General features: G+C 70.2%; 13 protein-coding genes and 1 pseudogene. 4 read left to right on the top strand and 10 right to left on the bottom strand.

From position 1 onward, the window contains the following. Positions 1-2: 2 nt before the first annotated feature. Positions 3-2,876 (bottom strand): PQQ-dependent sugar dehydrogenase, encoded by a 2,874-nt coding sequence (locus AC1P0E_RS01090; RefSeq protein WP_482740243.1) that lies wholly within the window; start codon positions 2,874-2,876, stop codon positions 3-5. 267 nt (positions 2,877-3,143) lie between these two features. Here AC1P0E_RS01090 and AC1P0E_RS01085 point away from each other — a divergent pair, with 267 nt between their 5' ends. Beyond that, positions 3,144-3,896, top strand: a complete 753-nt coding sequence (locus tag AC1P0E_RS01085; RefSeq protein WP_482740242.1) for a transglutaminase domain-containing protein — start codon at positions 3,144-3,146, stop codon at positions 3,894-3,896. Positions 3,897-4,045: 149 nt separating this feature from the next. Here AC1P0E_RS01085 and AC1P0E_RS01080 read toward each other — a convergent pair whose 3' ends face one another. From AC1P0E_RS01080 to AC1P0E_RS01055, 6 genes are all read right to left on the bottom strand, one after another. Then, positions 4,046-4,492, bottom strand: a complete 447-nt coding sequence (locus tag AC1P0E_RS01080) for a subtilase-type protease inhibitor (RefSeq protein WP_482740241.1) — start codon at positions 4,490-4,492, stop codon at positions 4,046-4,048. Between the two features lie 299 nt (positions 4,493-4,791). After that, positions 4,792-5,031, bottom strand: coding sequence for a hypothetical protein (locus tag AC1P0E_RS01075; RefSeq protein WP_482740240.1), 240 nt, complete (start codon positions 5,029-5,031; stop codon positions 4,792-4,794). Between the two features lie 10 nt (positions 5,032-5,041). Beyond that, positions 5,042-5,722, bottom strand: a complete 681-nt coding sequence (locus tag AC1P0E_RS01070; protein WP_482740239.1) for a TNT domain-containing protein — start codon at positions 5,720-5,722, stop codon at positions 5,042-5,044. Positions 5,723-5,827: 105 nt separating this feature from the next. Beyond that, positions 5,828-7,879 carry a CocE/NonD family hydrolase gene (locus AC1P0E_RS01065; RefSeq protein ID WP_482740238.1) on the bottom strand — a complete coding sequence of 684 codons (2,052 nt, stop codon included), beginning with the start codon at positions 7,877-7,879 and terminating at the stop codon, positions 5,828-5,830. Positions 7,880-7,936: 57 nt separating this feature from the next. Beyond that, positions 7,937-9,247, bottom strand: a complete 1,311-nt coding sequence (locus AC1P0E_RS01060; RefSeq protein WP_482740237.1) for an ATP-grasp domain-containing protein — start codon at positions 9,245-9,247, stop codon at positions 7,937-7,939. Between the two features lie 148 nt (positions 9,248-9,395). Beyond that, entirely contained in the window at positions 9,396-11,105 is a 1,710-nt protein-coding gene (locus AC1P0E_RS01055; protein WP_482745609.1) for a SpoIIE family protein phosphatase, read from the bottom strand. Positions 11,106-11,292: 187 nt separating this feature from the next. On the opposite strand from AC1P0E_RS01055, the gene AC1P0E_RS01050 reads away from it, so the two are divergent. From AC1P0E_RS01050 to AC1P0E_RS01040, 3 genes and pseudogenes are all read left to right on the top strand, one after another. Next, entirely contained in the window at positions 11,293-11,424 is a 132-nt protein-coding gene (locus tag AC1P0E_RS01050; protein WP_482740236.1) for a hypothetical protein, read from the top strand. 18 nt (positions 11,425-11,442) lie between these two features. Then, a pseudogene (locus AC1P0E_RS01045) lies at positions 11,443-11,898 on the top strand (GNAT family N-acetyltransferase); the annotation flags it as partial. Positions 11,899-11,979: 81 nt separating this feature from the next. Beyond that, a complete protein-coding gene (locus AC1P0E_RS01040) occupies positions 11,980-12,954 on the top strand; it encodes an NAD(P)/FAD-dependent oxidoreductase (RefSeq protein ID WP_482740235.1) in 975 nt (324 codons plus the stop codon). Between the two features lie 30 nt (positions 12,955-12,984). On the opposite strand, the gene AC1P0E_RS01035 is transcribed toward AC1P0E_RS01040, so the two are convergent. The 3 genes from AC1P0E_RS01035 to AC1P0E_RS01025 form a co-directional block, all read right to left on the bottom strand. Beyond that, on the bottom strand, positions 12,985-13,443 hold the full coding sequence (locus AC1P0E_RS01035) for a CBS domain-containing protein (protein WP_482740234.1): 459 nt from the start codon (positions 13,441-13,443) through the stop codon (positions 12,985-12,987). A 92-nt stretch (positions 13,444-13,535) separates the two neighbouring features. Next, positions 13,536-13,835 (bottom strand): hypothetical protein, encoded by a 300-nt coding sequence (locus AC1P0E_RS01030; RefSeq protein WP_482740233.1) that lies wholly within the window; start codon positions 13,833-13,835, stop codon positions 13,536-13,538. Between the two features lie 83 nt (positions 13,836-13,918). Further along, entirely contained in the window at positions 13,919-14,086 is a 168-nt protein-coding gene (locus tag AC1P0E_RS01025; RefSeq protein ID WP_482740232.1) for a hypothetical protein, read from the bottom strand. Positions 14,087-14,226 lie beyond the last annotated feature (140 nt).

Here is a 14,226-nt window from a genome sequence, read left to right as displayed (position 1 = left end):
GGTTACGCCTCCTCTCCTGCTACGGGCAGGGCCCATTTCTGGTTGGGGCCGGTGTGACAGGTCCACAGATGGGCGCGCGTGCCGTCGTTCCAGGTGCCGCCTTCGGCGTCGAGGCACTTGCCGGACTGCGGGTTGCGGACGGTCCCGTCGGTCTGCGGCGCCCACTGCTGCGCACCGGTGCCGTTGCACGTCCACAGCTGGACCTTGGTGCCGTCCGTGGTCCCGCCGCCGCTGATGTCCAGGCACTTGCTCAGCGCCCGCAGCGTCCCGTCGCCCGGCAGCGTCCACTGCTGCGTGCCGCTGCCGTTGCAGGTCCACAGCTGGGCCTGCGTTCCGTCGGCGGACGATCCGGCCGCGACGTCGAGGCACTTGCTGTTCACGCCCTTCACCTCACCCGTCCGGGGACCTGCCCCCGCTGTGGTGAACCGGAAGTCGTCGACGTCGAAGAGCGCGCCGCTGCCGCCCTTGAAGACGAGGTACAGCGTGGTCGTACCGGCGGGCCGGTTGGTCAGCGCGGCGCTGACCTCCCGGTATGTCTCCCAGCCGCCCGTCACGGGCACGGTCGCCGTGCCCAGCACCGTGCCGGTGGGGGAGCCGGCCCGTACCTCGATGGTGCCGCCGACGCCGCCGGAGGCGACCCGCGCGGTGAACCGGGTGGTGTCGTCGAGGGCGTACGGCTTGAAGGAGATCCAGTCGCCGTTGTCGATGTAGCCGACCGTCTTTCCGCCGTGGGCCGGCGTGTGGCTGACGACCTGGACGCCGGACGAGTCGCCGTAGTGCTCGCCCTGCCGGTGGCTGGGCTGGCTGATGTGCTGGGTGTGGGTGGTCAGGGCGGGCTGGCCGTTCGCTCCCTTGTCGGTGTACTCCGCGTCCCAGACGCCGAAGATGTTCGCGTTCGGGTCGTGCTCGCCGTCCGCGATGGTCTGCACGGTGCCGGAACAGCCGGTCGCGGAGGTCTGCGGGTGGCCGTGGCTGTCGTGCCCGACGATGAAGGTGATCTTCACCTTGGAGCAGTCGACGGACGCGTCCTCCGGGTCGGTGACCGTCACCTTGTACGGGACGGCCTCGCCCGGGTCGATGATGCGCCCGTCCACCGGAAGCTCCAGCTTCACTGTGGGCGCCGTGTTGCCGACGGTCACCTGCACGGACGCGGTGGCGCTCTTGCCGGTGCCGTCGGAGACGGTGAGCTCGGCGGTGTACTGGCCGTTGGCGGTGTACGTGTGGGACGGGTTCGCGGCGGTCGACGTGCCGCCGTCGCCGAACTTCCACGCGTAGCCGAGCGGGTCCCCGTCCGGGTCGGAACTGCCGGCCGAGGAGAACGCCACGGCGAGCGGCGCCTTCCCGGAGGTGCGGTCGGCCTTGGCCTGGGCGACGGGGGAACGGCCGTCGGTGATGTGCTCGATGCGGTACAGGGCGGAGTTCGCGTCGCCGTTGAAGTAACCGGTGCCGTAGTCCAGGACGTACAGCGCGCCGTCGGGGCCGAAGGCCATGTCCATCACCTGCGTGCCGTTCCAGGGGAAGGCGTTGATGGACTGGACGGTGCCGTCCGTGCCCTGCGCGATCCGCTTGATCCACTTGCGGCCGAACTCGCCGGCGAAGAAGTTCCCGTCGTAACTCTGCGGGAACTTCACGGCCGACGGGGAGGAGGCGTCGTAACGGTAGACCGGACCGCCCATGGGTGACTCCGATCCGCTGCCGAACTCGGGTACCGAGCCGCCGTCGTACGGGATCCAGGCGGGCTGGGCCGGGGGCAGGTCGGTGAGTCCGGTGTTGCGGGGCGAGTTGTTCCTGGGGGCGGCGCAGTCGAACTTCGCGCCCGAGGCGCCGGTGGCGAAGTTGTAGTCGGTGTACGCGTCGTTCTTGCCGGTGCAGTACGGCCAGCCGTAGTTGCCGGCCTTGGTGATGCGGTTGAACTCGACCTGGCCGGCGGGGCCGCGTGCGGCGCTCGCCGTTCCCGCGTCCGGCCCGTAGTCACCGAGGTAGACGGTGCCGGTGGCCTTGTCGACGCTCATCCGGAACGGGTTGCGAAAGCCCATGGCGTAGATCTCGGGGCGGGTTTTCGCCGTGCCGGGCGCGAAGAGGTTGCCCGAGGGCGTGGAGTACGACCCGTCCGCGTTCACCTTGATGCGCAGGACCTTGCCGCGCAGGTCGTTGGTGTTGCCCGAGGAGCGCTGGGCGTCGTACGCCGGGTTGCGGGACGCGCGTTCGTCGATCGGTGTGTAGCCGTCCGACGCGAAGGGGTTCGAGTCGTCCCCGGTGGTGAGATACAGGTTGCCCTGTGCGTCGAAGTCGATGTCGCCGCCCACGTGGCAGCAGATTCCGCGTGAGGCCGGTACGTCGAGGATCTTCTTCTCGCTCGCGAGGTTCAGGGTTCCGTCGGCGGCGAGGGCGAAGCGGGAGAGCCGGTTCACGCCGTCGAAGGGCGCGAAGTCGGCGGCGCTGCCGTCGCCCGGGGCGTCGCCGCCGGGGGTGCTGAGCTTGGGGGCGTAGTACAGGTAGACGAGGCGGTTGGAGGCGAAGCCGGGGTCCACGCCGACGCCTTGCAGGCCTTCCTCGTCGTGGCTGTAGACGTCGAGCTTCCCGGCGACCTTTGTTGTGCCCGCGGCGTCCGTGAGCCGCAGCGTGCCGTCACGTGAGGTGTGCAGCACCGAGCGGTCGGGGAGTACCGCCATCGTCATGGGCTCGCCGGTTTCCGCGACGCCCTTGGCGAGGGTGACCTGCTGGAACTCCTCGGCCGCGGCCGCCTTGGGTGCTCCGCGGTCCGCGTCCACCGGGGCGGCCGAGGCGGATCGGGCGGGCGTCAGGAAACCGGCGGTGAGTAAGGCCGTGAGCAGGAACGCCGGGATCAGGCGGGGTCTGAACGGTTTTTTGCGCACAGAAGTCTCCCAGAGTGGGGTGGGGGGCCCGGCGGACCAGGAAATGAGTCCTGCCGGGGGGAGCCAGGCGCGCGCCGTCGCGCCGGAAGGCGAACCGGAAGCCATGCAAGTCCGCTTCGTTTCAAGGAAGTTAGCGGGCTTCGTCCCCTCGCGTAACCCCTTTCGCATCCGCTTTCGCAACTTCTTCCGCAGTGAGGACAAAGCGGCGGCAGGTGCGTCTCGGAGCCCGGTGTCCCAGCCGGTGGCGGCGGACCGTAGCATCCGGCCATGACGAGCATCGTGCTGACTCCGTGGTGGCGACACCGGCGACCCGCTTCGGCCTGCGCCGTCGAAGCCGCCGGGTCCGTGGTTCCGACCGCGATACTCGACTGGCGTCACGAGCGGGTCCGGCAACTGCTCGAAGACGCCCGGTCCGCCGCTTCCGGGACCGGCGAACGGCCGCTGCTGCTGGCCGCGCACCGCCTGGTCGGCGACCGGGTTCGCGCGGTCTACGCCCTCGACGACGCGCAGTCCGCCTCCCAGACGCTGGCGCGGCGCCGCGGGTCGTGCAGCCAGCGCCTCGCGGTTCTCGAAGCGGTCGCCCGCGCGGCGGGCATCCCCACCCGTGTACGGGGCCTTCTGATCGACGGCTCGTTCTGGTACCCGCGTTTTCCCCGGCTGCGCCGCCTGGTGCCCGACACGGTCGTCCTGGCCTGGCCGGAGTTCCGGCTCGGGCAGGAGTGGGTTGCCGTGTCCGAGCTGTACGCGCCGCTCGGCGCACTCGGCGAGGCGAACCCGGCGGGCTTCACGAACACGGGGTCGCAGACGCTCTTCGAGGCCCTGGCCTCCACCGCTGTGGACTGGGACGGCTCGACCTGCGGCGCGGACGGCTGCTCGTCGTACGACCTGTCGGCAGTGGTACGGCAGGACCTCGGGCGTTTCTCCTCACGGGACGCCCTCTTCGCAGCCCACGGCCAGACCCTCTGCCCGCCCGCCAGGATCGTCGGGGGTGCGCTGCTGGGGCGCCGCTCCGCGGCCTGATGATCAGCAGTGGAGCATGAAGGAAGCCCCCCTTTGAAGCCCCATGGAGCTCCTCGCCGAGAGGCGACCGCCCTCCGCGCTCACGCCTTTGCCGCCCCGGCTGGTTTCCCCCGACCAGCCGGGGCTTCCTCGTACGTGGGGACGAACGGTCAGAAGGCGAACAGCGCGCGCTCGGCCAGGCCGGCCTCCATCTGGCACGCGTTGCCGAAGGTGGTCGACCAGGAGACCTGCTTGCCCTGCCACACGCCCTGAGCGGTGATCACGACCGGGTCCCACTCGCGCGTGCAGTTCTGTCGCGGCGACGTGTCGATCAGGCCGGAGAACTCGCCACCCACCTCACGCAGCTCGGTGCAGGCGGCCGTGGGCGCCGGGTGGGTGCCGCTGGGCCTGGGTGCGCAGCTGAGCGTCACGGCGCGCCCGACGATCGCCGAGCCGGCTTCCTCACCCGTACCCACGGTGAGAACTAAGGCCGAGGGAGCGTAGAGGCTGGTCGTCCCGGCAGGCTCCGCGTACGCCGGGCTCGCGGTGGCAGCGCCCGTCAGTGCGAGGACGGTGGCCGCGCCGACGGCGCCGAGCGTGTTCCGGATGTGACGCATGAATGAAACTCCTCTGATTGCGAATGAGTTGCGGGGGTGTTGCGGTGAGGAGTGTTGCTGATGCGGACAGTGAATGCACACTGATCAGCTCATTCCGGCCGTACACGATCGGATCGGGTGACCGAACGGTCGTTCGGGCAGCTCGGAGGCGGTGCGCCCGACACCGCCGAAGGCGTCCATCATGTGGACGCGAGGCGGTGGTACAAGGCGAAACGACCTTCTGGCCTGCGCTTTCGTCGAATTGGTTCACTCGTCACCTAGGCTGCTTCGACCGGAAAGCATCGCTTTTCGGCGGGGCCTCAGGTCAGCAGGCGCAGCAACTGCGCGCAGGCCTCGGCCTCGTTCGTATGCCGGCTGACGGTCTCGTGGACACCGCGTTCGTACGCACCCGTCTCCCACCCCCCGACCTCCTCCTGGCTCCTGGCCAAGTACAGGAAGTCGGGGGGCGTGGGGGCCGGTTCGTGGACGCCTTCGATGCGGTAGTAGTCGTCGGGCACTCCCGCCGCGCTCAGCGCGGCCCGCAGTTCGTGGCGGTCCATGAGGGTGAGGCTACGCGCCGGCCGGTTCCAGGTAGTCGTGCTCCAGTAGCCACTTCACGTTCAGCCGCTGCCCCTCGCCCGGGTCCAGGAACGCCTGGTCGAGCTTGATCTGCTGCCCGCCGCCCGGCTGCTCGAACCACGGCGCGATGCTCCCCTGCCACACCCAGAACGGCTTGGCGACCTCGTAGACGCGGTAGTCGCACGGGACCGACGGTTCGCGCGTGTTCAGGTTCTGCGGGGGCAGTGCGCGCTTGGCGTACGGGTCGCCGGCGGGTGCCAGGTACGCGCCGTACTCCGAACCGAAACGGTCCAGGCGCTGGCCGCTGCGGAGCTTGGCGGGGGCCTTGTCCACCTCGCCGTTGACCTCGCCGAACCCGTCATTGGGCGGATACTTCCAGCCGCCCGAGTCCGCGGGCCCCTGCCAGTACTCCTTGAGGAAGGCCGTCGGTGACAGCTTCCCGGTCCGCTTGTAGCCCTTCAGCAGCGGGCCCACCGGCTTCTCGTGCTTCGACGGCAGCCACTTGGGGCCGAGCCGTGCGTCGTCCTGGAGCGAGCCGGTGCACGGCTCGTGCCGGGACGCGCCGGCCGCCGGCCGTTGCCCGTGTTCCTGCGGAGCGGCGCTCGCGGCCGGCGCGAGCGCCGTCGCGGCGGTGATGCCGAGCGCGGCGAGTACGGTCCGAATTCGGTTCACTCAGGGTCCCCTCGGGTGCTGGTCCAACATGCGACGCGGCGCAGCGTAGTGGATCAGCTACATTCCGTGCCGCATGTTGGCTCAAGCCGCCCCGAGGGGGACTGTTTACAGCCAGTCGCGTGGCAGCGTCTCGTTCCAGGTACGGGAGAAGACCCGCCGCTCCCCTTCGTAACCGTCGAGGGTCGCGTCGACGAAGAACTCCGTCTCGCTGCACCGGAGTTCGGTGCGGGTCTCCACGCGTACGTCCCAGTCGTCCCGCCGGAACCGCATGGTCCAGGCCGATTCGCCGCCGACGGACGTGAAGTCGTCGGCCGTGGCGGTGTACCGCTCGTACGCGCGGCAGCCGACGTCCAGCCCGATGTCGTCGATGCGTACCATGCCCCGGTCCTTCACGATCTCCAGCGCGGAGTCGTACCCGATCAGGTCGCGCTTGACCTCCCAGCGCTGCTCGGGAGCCGACAGCCGCGTGGTGGTGATGGGCTCGGCGCCCTCGGGTTCACCGAAGGGGCGCTGCGGCAGTTCGTCCGGTTCGTCCGTCGGGCGCACCGGCAGCGTCAGTGTGCTGGACCGCTCGTGCACGCTCAGCAGGACGGGCTTGGGCGGTGGCCAGGCGAGGGGCCAGTACGACGTGGAAAGGGAGAGCCGGATGCGATGGCCGGGCGGGAAGACCTGGGCCACACCGTTGAGCTGGACGGTGGCGCGGTAGCGGCGGCCGGGCTCCAGTGGCTCGGGCTCGCCCGTACCGTCTCGGTGTGTCAGGTTCAGCACGCCGTACGTGACCCGCGTGGCACGCCCGTCGGGTGCGACGTCGGAGAGGCGGGCGGCGACCGTGGCCACCGGTTCACTGACGGACAGGTCGAGTTCGACCGTCGGGGAGCCGAGGATCTCGACCGGCTCGTCCAGCGGGCCGGTGTCGAAGACCAGGGAGCCGCCGTCCTCCTCGCGCTGGTCGTACGGCAGGTCCGGCGGGGCGTTGTACGAGGCCCACTTGCCCGCGAACTGCCCGACGGACAGCGGCGACTGCACGGTCATCGCGTCGCTGTGGCCCTCGCTGCCGTCGCCCGCCGCAGGCGTCGCGTCTCCCGGCATGACGATGCGGTGTCGCAGGAGCGGATGCGCGACGGGTTCGATGTGCGGCGAGGGCCAGTCCGGCTCGCCGACCCACCGGCCGGGCCGCTCTTCGTACGATGTCGAGGGCGGCACGCTGTCCTGCATCCACGTCTGGAGCATGGGGCCGTCCATGACGCCGTTGTCGACGCCCTTCAGCCAGTGGTCCCACCAGCGGACGACCTCCTGGAGGTAGCCGATGGCCGGGCCGGGCTCGCCCAGATGCGGGAACTTGTGGGACCAGGGTCCGATCAGACCCTTGCGCGGTACGTCGAGATTCCCCAGCAGCCGCGTCACGGCGTTGGAGTAGCCGTCGGCCCAGCCGCTGGAGGCGAGGACGGGGCAGCGTACGGCCGCGTAGTCCTCGCACACCGAGGCGTGCCGCCAGTAGTCGTCACGGCGCTGATGGCGCAGCCACTCCAGGACCCACGGGCGGGTGTGTTCCATCCGCTCGTGCCACATGTCGCGCCAGCGGTCGCCGACCACGGTGGGATCCGGCGGACACGTCGCGTACGCGAACATCGTCCCCGCCTCCGCGAGGTTGTCCGACAGCATCGCGCCGCCCATGTAGTGCATGTCGTCGGAGTACCGGTCGTCCGTGAAGGACGCGATGACGACGGCGCGCAGGCTCGGCGGCTGCCGGGCCGCCGTCTGGAGGGCGGCGAAGGCGCCCCAGGAGATGCCCATCATGCCGGTGGTTCCGTCGCACCACGGCTGCTCGGCGAGCCAGGCGAGTACCTCCTCGGCGTCGGCCTGCTCCTGCTCGAGGTACTCGTCGGCGAGTACGCCCTCGGAGTCGCCGGTGCCCCGCAGGTCCACGCGTACGCACGCATAGCCGTGCCCCGCGATGTACGGGTGATGGATCGAGTCGCGCACCGCGGTCAGGTCGCGCTTGCGGTACGGGATGTACTCCAGCACCGCCGGCACGGGCTCCTCGTCGGAGGAGACCGGGCGCCAGATGCGGGCGGACAGGCGCGTGCCGTCGGACATGGGGACGACGACGTGTTCTTCTTCCTTCGTCGCGTGCGGCAGATTGCTCACGAAACGCATACGGCGGGGCCGCTCCTTTCTCGCGGGTCCTCGGAGTCCGAGGAGTCCTCGGAGTACTCAGACGTTCTTCTGGTCGCGTCCGCCCGGCGTCGTCTCGTCGAAGGCGAGGCCCAGGGCCGCCACACACCGGTCGTACTTCTCCCGCAGCTCCTTCTCACTGTTCCCACCTGTGAAGATGTGGGCCAGTTCGTAGCTATAGCTGTCCTGCTGCGGAGTCTCGGACAGACGCTGTCCCTCCTCGGGCACCACGTCGACCCGTACGCCCGGAATCTCGCGCTCGATCCGCTCGATGTCCTCGGGCGTGGGCACCTGGTGTGCCGCACCGTCGGCGAACCACCGGTAGTACCACTTGGCGGCGACCTTGTACGGGCCGGCCCGGTGCGGAAGGGCGGGGTCCTTGTCCAGGGCGAGACTGAGCATGCAGTGGTGGTTCGGCGAGCCGTCGACGTACTCGAACAGCTCCGCGTGCGACTGCGAGTGCCGGGGATTGATCTCGAGCAGATTGATCGCGTCGGTCTGCGGATCGTAGAAGTACTCGATGCTGAAGGTCGCCGCTTCCATACCGATCTGCCGCATCACCCGTTCGGAGACGTCGTGCAGCCGGCGTATCACCGGCTCGGGCAGGGCGGAGGGGTACTGGTGACGCAAAAAGCTTGAGGAATCCGGGTAGTTGATCGAATCCAGGACGCCATAGACGGTGACTTCCCCGTCGTGGACGTACCCCTCCACCGCGACCTGGATGCCCGAGATCGCCTCTTCGGCCAGACAGACCTGACCTCCGACACCGGCCATCTCCTCGGGCAGGTCGAGCATGTCGAGGATGTACTCGAAGGGCCGGCCCACGCGGGCGACACCCTTGCGGATCTCGTCGACCGCCTCACGGAACTCCTGCTGGTCCTTGACGCCGAAGGCGAGTTCCGACGAATACGACAGGGCGGGCTTGAGCCACATCGGAAAGCCCACGCCCTCGGGCGGGCGCGGATCGTCCGCCTCCATGTCGACCCGGCCGAAACGCGGATGCTCGTCGACGACCTTCTGCTGCTCGAGCCGGCTCCAGTACTTGTGCTCGCACTTGACGACGGACTCCAGGCCGGTGCTGCGCGTGCCGTAGCGCTCGCTCAGCATCGGTACGAGCGTACTCACGGGGAAGTCCCAGTAGCCGACGATCGCGTCGATGCTGCCCTCGAAGGCGTCGAGTACCGCCTGTGCCTTGTCGAACAGCTCCGCGACCGACACCTCGCCGTGCTGGAGCTCCTCGACCGTGAGCAGCGGGTGGTACTCGTACTCCTGTGCGTCGGGCACGGCTCGCAGGGTCGGCAGGTTGGCCTCGTCCAGGCCGAGTATGAATATGTTCTTGCGATCGCTCACTGGCTCTCCTTCGTCGGCTCGTCCCGGTCGCCTTCCTCGTCAGGCGCGTCTCACACATCGAATCGGGAAACCGACTGGTCAGCCGTCTGCCAGGAGATGTGCGCACACCGGGCACACCGGTCGTGACGAAGAACGGCCCCACCCGCTGTCAGGGCGTGCGGATGTCGTGCTCAGCCCAGACGATCTTGCCGGCCGCGGTGCGAATGGCGCCCCACCGCCGGCACAGCATGTTGATGAGCTGCAGACCCCGGCCGCCTTCGTCGCTCAGGCTCGCGTGCTGGATCTGAGGCAGGTCGGGGCCGGTGTCGGAGACCTCCACGGTGAGGCGGTCGTGCCGGATCAGGCGCAGCTCGCCGGGCCCGTCGCCATACCGCACCGCGTTGCCGACCAGCTCGCTGACGACGAGTTCCATCACGTCGTTGTGCTCGGACAGCTGCCACCGGTCGAGCTGCTCCCTGACCAGCCGGCGGGCGGTCGCGGCCGGTGCCGCGTCCTCCGCCAGCGGCCAGACCGACACATCGGCGTCCGGCAGCGGCCGGCGGCTCGTGGCGACGAGCAGCACCGCCTCGTCGAACCGGATCTCGTGCCCACGGATGCTTGTCACCAGATCGCACGCGTCGAGCTCAGCGGGGGCCATGCCCGACACGGCCCGCCGCAGCCCTTCGAGCTGTACGTCCAGGTCCTCCGTGCGGGACTTGATCAGGCCGTCCGTGTACAGCACGAGCCGGCTGCCGACGGGTGCGGGAAGCCGGACACAGTCGTACGGAATGACGCCCGAGCCCAGCGGCGCTCCCGGCGGGACGTCGACGTACGACGCCTGCCCGTCGGCGGCCACCAGCAGCGGCGGGGGATGGCCGGCGCTGGCGAGTGTGTAGGTGGAGGTGGCCGGGTCGAAGACGGCGCACAGACACGTCGCCACCTGGTCGTCCTCGAGGTCGCGGGCGACCATGTCCACCCGGGCCAGGACGCGTTCGGGCGCGGTGTCCAGGGCCATGAGGGTCCGGGCGACCGTGCGCAGCCGTCCCATCGTCGCCGCCGCCGACAGACCGTGCCCCATGACGTCGCCGACGACCAGCGCGCTGCGTCCGCCCGGCAGCGCCATGACGTCGTACCAGTCACCGCCCACGCCGCTCACGTCGGCCGTCGGCGTGTAGCGGGCACGGACCCGCAGCCCCGGAGTCGCCGGCGTGGCCCGTGGCAGCAGGCTGCGCTGGAGGCTGACGACGTGCTCGCGCTCGCGGCCGTACAACCGGGCGTTGTCGATGAACACTGCCGCGCGGGAGGCCACTTGCAGGACGAGGGCGACATCCGCGTCGGTGAAGGGCGGCCTAGTGCCCAGGCGCATGAAGTCGGCGACGCCCAGGAGCACGCCGCGGGCGATGAGCGGCACCGCCATGTAGCTGTGCACACCGGCCTCGCGCATCTTGACGGCGCCGGACGCGGTGACCGCGACCCGCTCGAAGTCGCCGTCTTCCATCCGGGCGATGAGGACGGGTTCCCGGGCTACCAGGCAGTGCACCGACGCGACCGAGTGCGGATGGTACGAGACCTCACCGACCGGGTCCGGCTCCAGACGCCGGGCCAGACCGTCGACCGCCGCGACGGCGAGGGCGCGCGTGAGCGGCGCGCCCGGCCCGGGCCGGTGTTCGCCCTCCTGGCCGAGCAGGACGGACTCCAGCAGGTCGACCGCCGCGCAGTCGGCGAGCCGGGGAACGGTGAAGTCGGCCAGCTCGCGGGCGGTCTGGTCCAGGTCCAAAGTGGTGCCGATCCGCGTGCTCGCCTCGCTGAGCCAGACCAGCCGGTTCCTGGCCGGGAAGCGGTCGGTCAGGGAGCGCATCCTGCGATGCAGGCGCAGCATCGCCGACGCCTTCAGGCGCTCAGGGACGCGCTGAGGAAGCTGGCGATCGGCCAACGCTGCACCTCCCGAGGCGGCAGACACGTCTGTCACGCCCAGTGTCGCGCGAATCGGACGCTCGTGCTTTGACATCGCGATCACAGCGGACCGGCAGTGGCCCCGGTGCCTGGTCGGCCCGTAGCATCCGCCCATGATCGAGAACATGACGGAGAACGAGACGGAGAACGAGGCCGGGGAACCGGGCCGAGAGCCGTGCTGGCGGGGCAGGAATGTCTCTCTCGCCCCTCTCGACGTGGATGACGCCGAGCTGATATACGGGTGACGGGCCGACCCCGTAGCAGCACAGGAGATCGGCTTCTGGCCGCGCTCCCTCTCCGCGCTGCGCGAGCGCCTGGAGAGTGACAGGGACGACCACAACCGCGACGATTTCCTCATCCTGCTCCCCGACGGCACGCCGATCGGCCACACGGCTCTCGTGGCCCAGGACCTGGTCGACGGCACGGCGGAAGTCCACCTGATGCTGGACCCGCGCTACCGAGGACAGGGTTACGGCACGGACGCGCTCGACGCGCTGACCGATCTCGCCTTCGGCGAACTGCCCATCCACCGTCTCCAGGCGGACACGCACACCGGCAACACAGCCGCGCTCACAGTCCTGGCCAAGTCGGGTTTCGTCCAGGAGGGGATACGCCGCTCAGCCTGCCTGCACCGCGGGCGCCGCCACGACCTGGCGGTCCTGTCCTTGCTCCGCACCGAGTGGGAGGCGCTGGCACGCCCCAGGTCCTGGGACTTCTGACCACTGGCATTTCCCGGAAACAGCAACAGAGATTGCCACCGCCGCCGGCCCGGTCGCATCCTGTGGGCGGAGGTGATCGCAATGAGCGACACGAAGAGTGTGGCGTCGGGTGATTTGGTGTACGACGTCGTGGTGGTCGGCGCCGGGGCCGGCGGCCTGAACGCGGCCCTGGTACTGGCCCGGGCCCGCCGCCGGGTGGCGGTGGTGGACGCCGGGGAACCGCGCAACGCCCCGGCCGCCCACATGCAGGGCTTTCTGTCCCGGGACGGGATGTCCCCGGCGTCCCTGCTGGAAGTGGGCCGTGCGGAAGTGTCCGGCTACGGCGTGGAGTTGATGGAGGGGCAGGTCGACCGCATCGACCCCGGTTTCCTCGTGCACCTGGCAGGCGGGCCCGTACTCCGCGCCCGCCAGGTGGTGGTGGCCACCGGCCTGCGCGACGAACTGCCCGGGATTCCTGGCGTGCGTGAGCGCTGGGGCAACGACCTGCTGCACTGCCCGTACTGCCACGGCTACGAGGTGCGCGACCGGCCGATCGGAGTCCTCGGCACACACCCGGGCGCTGTGCGGCACGCGCTGCTGCTGCGGCAGTGGTCGTCCGACGTCGTCCTCTTCCGGCACACCCTGGACCTGACGGGCGACGACCACGAGCGGCTGACCGCTCGCGGTGTGCGCGTCGCCGATGGCGTGATCAAGCGCCTGGTGGTGGGCGACGACGACCGGTTGAGCGGGGTCGAACTGGCCAACGGCCAGGTAGTGCCCCGCAGCGCGGTGTTCGTCCTTCCGCGCATGGTGCCCCGCGACGCCCTGTTGACCGCACTGGGCTGTGAGCGGGACGAGAACGGCTGGGTGACGACCGACCGTACGGGCCGCACCAGCGTGCCCGGTGTGTGGGCGGTGGGCAACGTCGCCGATCCGCGGGCGCAGGTGGTCACGGCGGCCGGCATGGGATCGGCGGCCGCGGGCGCCATCAACCACCACCTGGTGGAGGAGGACGTGGAACGGGCCGTCGAGGGCCACCGCGCGGCGAGGGCGCTGTCCCCGGCCACGCCGCTGTAGCGGGCCGCGGCGCCGCGCTGATCCCCTCGCTCAGGGGTTACCGACGAGATGGGTCATCAGGCAGGCCGCGGTGATGGCGCCCAGGAGGCGGACCTCGTCGCCTTCGCGCTCGATGACGGCCACCAGCGGACTGCGCGTACGGGCCATGAGCGTCGCCACTTGCAGCAAACCGGCGTCGGGCCCGACCACCGGCGGCGCGTAGGTGCGGCGCGGCAGCCACTCGGAGACCGTCAGGCCGGCGATCTTCTCCACGACCTCACCGAGGTGCCGGTCGTCGATCACCGAGACGAGCAGCGGTTCCTCCAGCAGGTAGTCGGGCACCAGCAGCTTGATGAGCTGGGAGCCCGGCACGATGGCGTACGGCCGCTGGTCCGCGTCCACCACGAGCAGCGCGGGCAGCTTGTTCCCCGCGAGCAGCCGCGCCGCCTCCACGGCGTCGGCGTCGACCGACACGCAGGGGTACGGTTCCGCGAGATCACGCGCGAGCATGGCCGTTCTCCTTGCCGTGGTGGGCCGTCCGCGGTGACGTGGACCGGCATGCCGTGCAAGGAGCAGCCGGCCCTACGACCCGGGGAGCGGCGTCACTGTGCCGAGGAACTGCTGTGCGGTGGAGCGGGCACAGTGGCGGCGCCCCCGGCACGTACCGCCGCTACCACGGCGTCGTGCAGGTTCCGGCTGTCGGCCTCCGAAGGGGAGGGCACCGGACTGCCCGACATCGTGAACCAGTCCGACGATCCGCTGTACTGCACAGCGATCCTCGCCTCACCGTCGGCCCATGTGGTGTGCACCGTGAGGTCCCCGGTCAGAACGCCCACCTCCTCGGTGAGCACCCCGCCCCGGCCCGTCAGTACTCCGAGCGTCGTCCATGAAGCCCAGTCCATAGGTCCAAGTCTCGCATCTGCGGCCACATCCGCGACCGGCGTGAACAGGGGGGAGCAGGCCGTTAGTCCGGCCCCGGTCGTGGTCAGCCCGGATCCCGCTCGTCGCCGTACGCCGGGTCGTCCGGTTCCGCGGACGGGTCCCGGGGCTCGGCGCTCCGGCCGGCGGACTTCCGTTCCCGCTCCCGGGCCTGCCGCTTCTCTTCCTCCAGCTGCTTGCGGACCTCTTCCGGCTTGTCTCCGAGCTGATTCATCGCACTCTCCCTTGGTCCGGCACGGCCCGGTCTCGCGGCCAGGGTCACACAGTCCCACCACGACCGCATGCCGGCGCCTGCGGTGCGATCGGCCATTGGCCGTCTTCTGCTTTCCGGGCGGGCGGACAGCGTGGGTGATG

Source organism: Streptomyces sp. TRD_SC_5, assembly GCF_056836825.1.
Note: the sequence above shows the minus strand (reverse complement) of the source record. Positions and strands in the feature narration are given on the sequence as shown.

What these genes read in the sequence shown, in the direction of transcription:
- AC1P0E_RS01085 (WP_482740242.1), top strand. Translation starts at nt 3,144, where the DNA reads ATGACGAGCATCGTGCTGACTCCGTGGTGGCGACACCGGCGACCCGCT.
- AC1P0E_RS01080 (WP_482740241.1), bottom strand. Translation starts at nt 4,492, where the DNA reads ATGCGTCACATCCGGAACACGCTCGGCGCCGTCGGCGCGGCCACCGTC.
- AC1P0E_RS01075 (WP_482740240.1), bottom strand. Translation starts at nt 5,031, where the DNA reads ATGGACCGCCACGAACTGCGGGCCGCGCTGAGCGCGGCGGGAGTGCCC.
- AC1P0E_RS01065 (WP_482740238.1), bottom strand. Translation starts at nt 7,879, where the DNA reads ATGCGTTTCGTGAGCAATCTGCCGCACGCGACGAAGGAAGAAGAACAC.
- AC1P0E_RS01055 (WP_482745609.1), bottom strand. Translation starts at nt 11,105, where the DNA reads ATGCTGCGCCTGCATCGCAGGATGCGCTCCCTGACCGACCGCTTCCCG.
- AC1P0E_RS01050 (WP_482740236.1), top strand. Translation starts at nt 11,293, where the DNA reads ATGATCGAGAACATGACGGAGAACGAGACGGAGAACGAGGCCGGGGAA.
- AC1P0E_RS01040 (WP_482740235.1), top strand. Translation starts at nt 11,980, where the DNA reads ATGAGCGACACGAAGAGTGTGGCGTCGGGTGATTTGGTGTACGACGTC.
- AC1P0E_RS01035 (WP_482740234.1), bottom strand. Translation starts at nt 13,443, where the DNA reads ATGCTCGCGCGTGATCTCGCGGAACCGTACCCCTGCGTGTCGGTCGAC.
- AC1P0E_RS01030 (WP_482740233.1), bottom strand. Translation starts at nt 13,835, where the DNA reads ATGGACTGGGCTTCATGGACGACGCTCGGAGTACTGACGGGCCGGGGC.
- AC1P0E_RS01025 (WP_482740232.1), bottom strand. Translation starts at nt 14,086, where the DNA reads ATGAATCAGCTCGGAGACAAGCCGGAAGAGGTCCGCAAGCAGCTGGAG.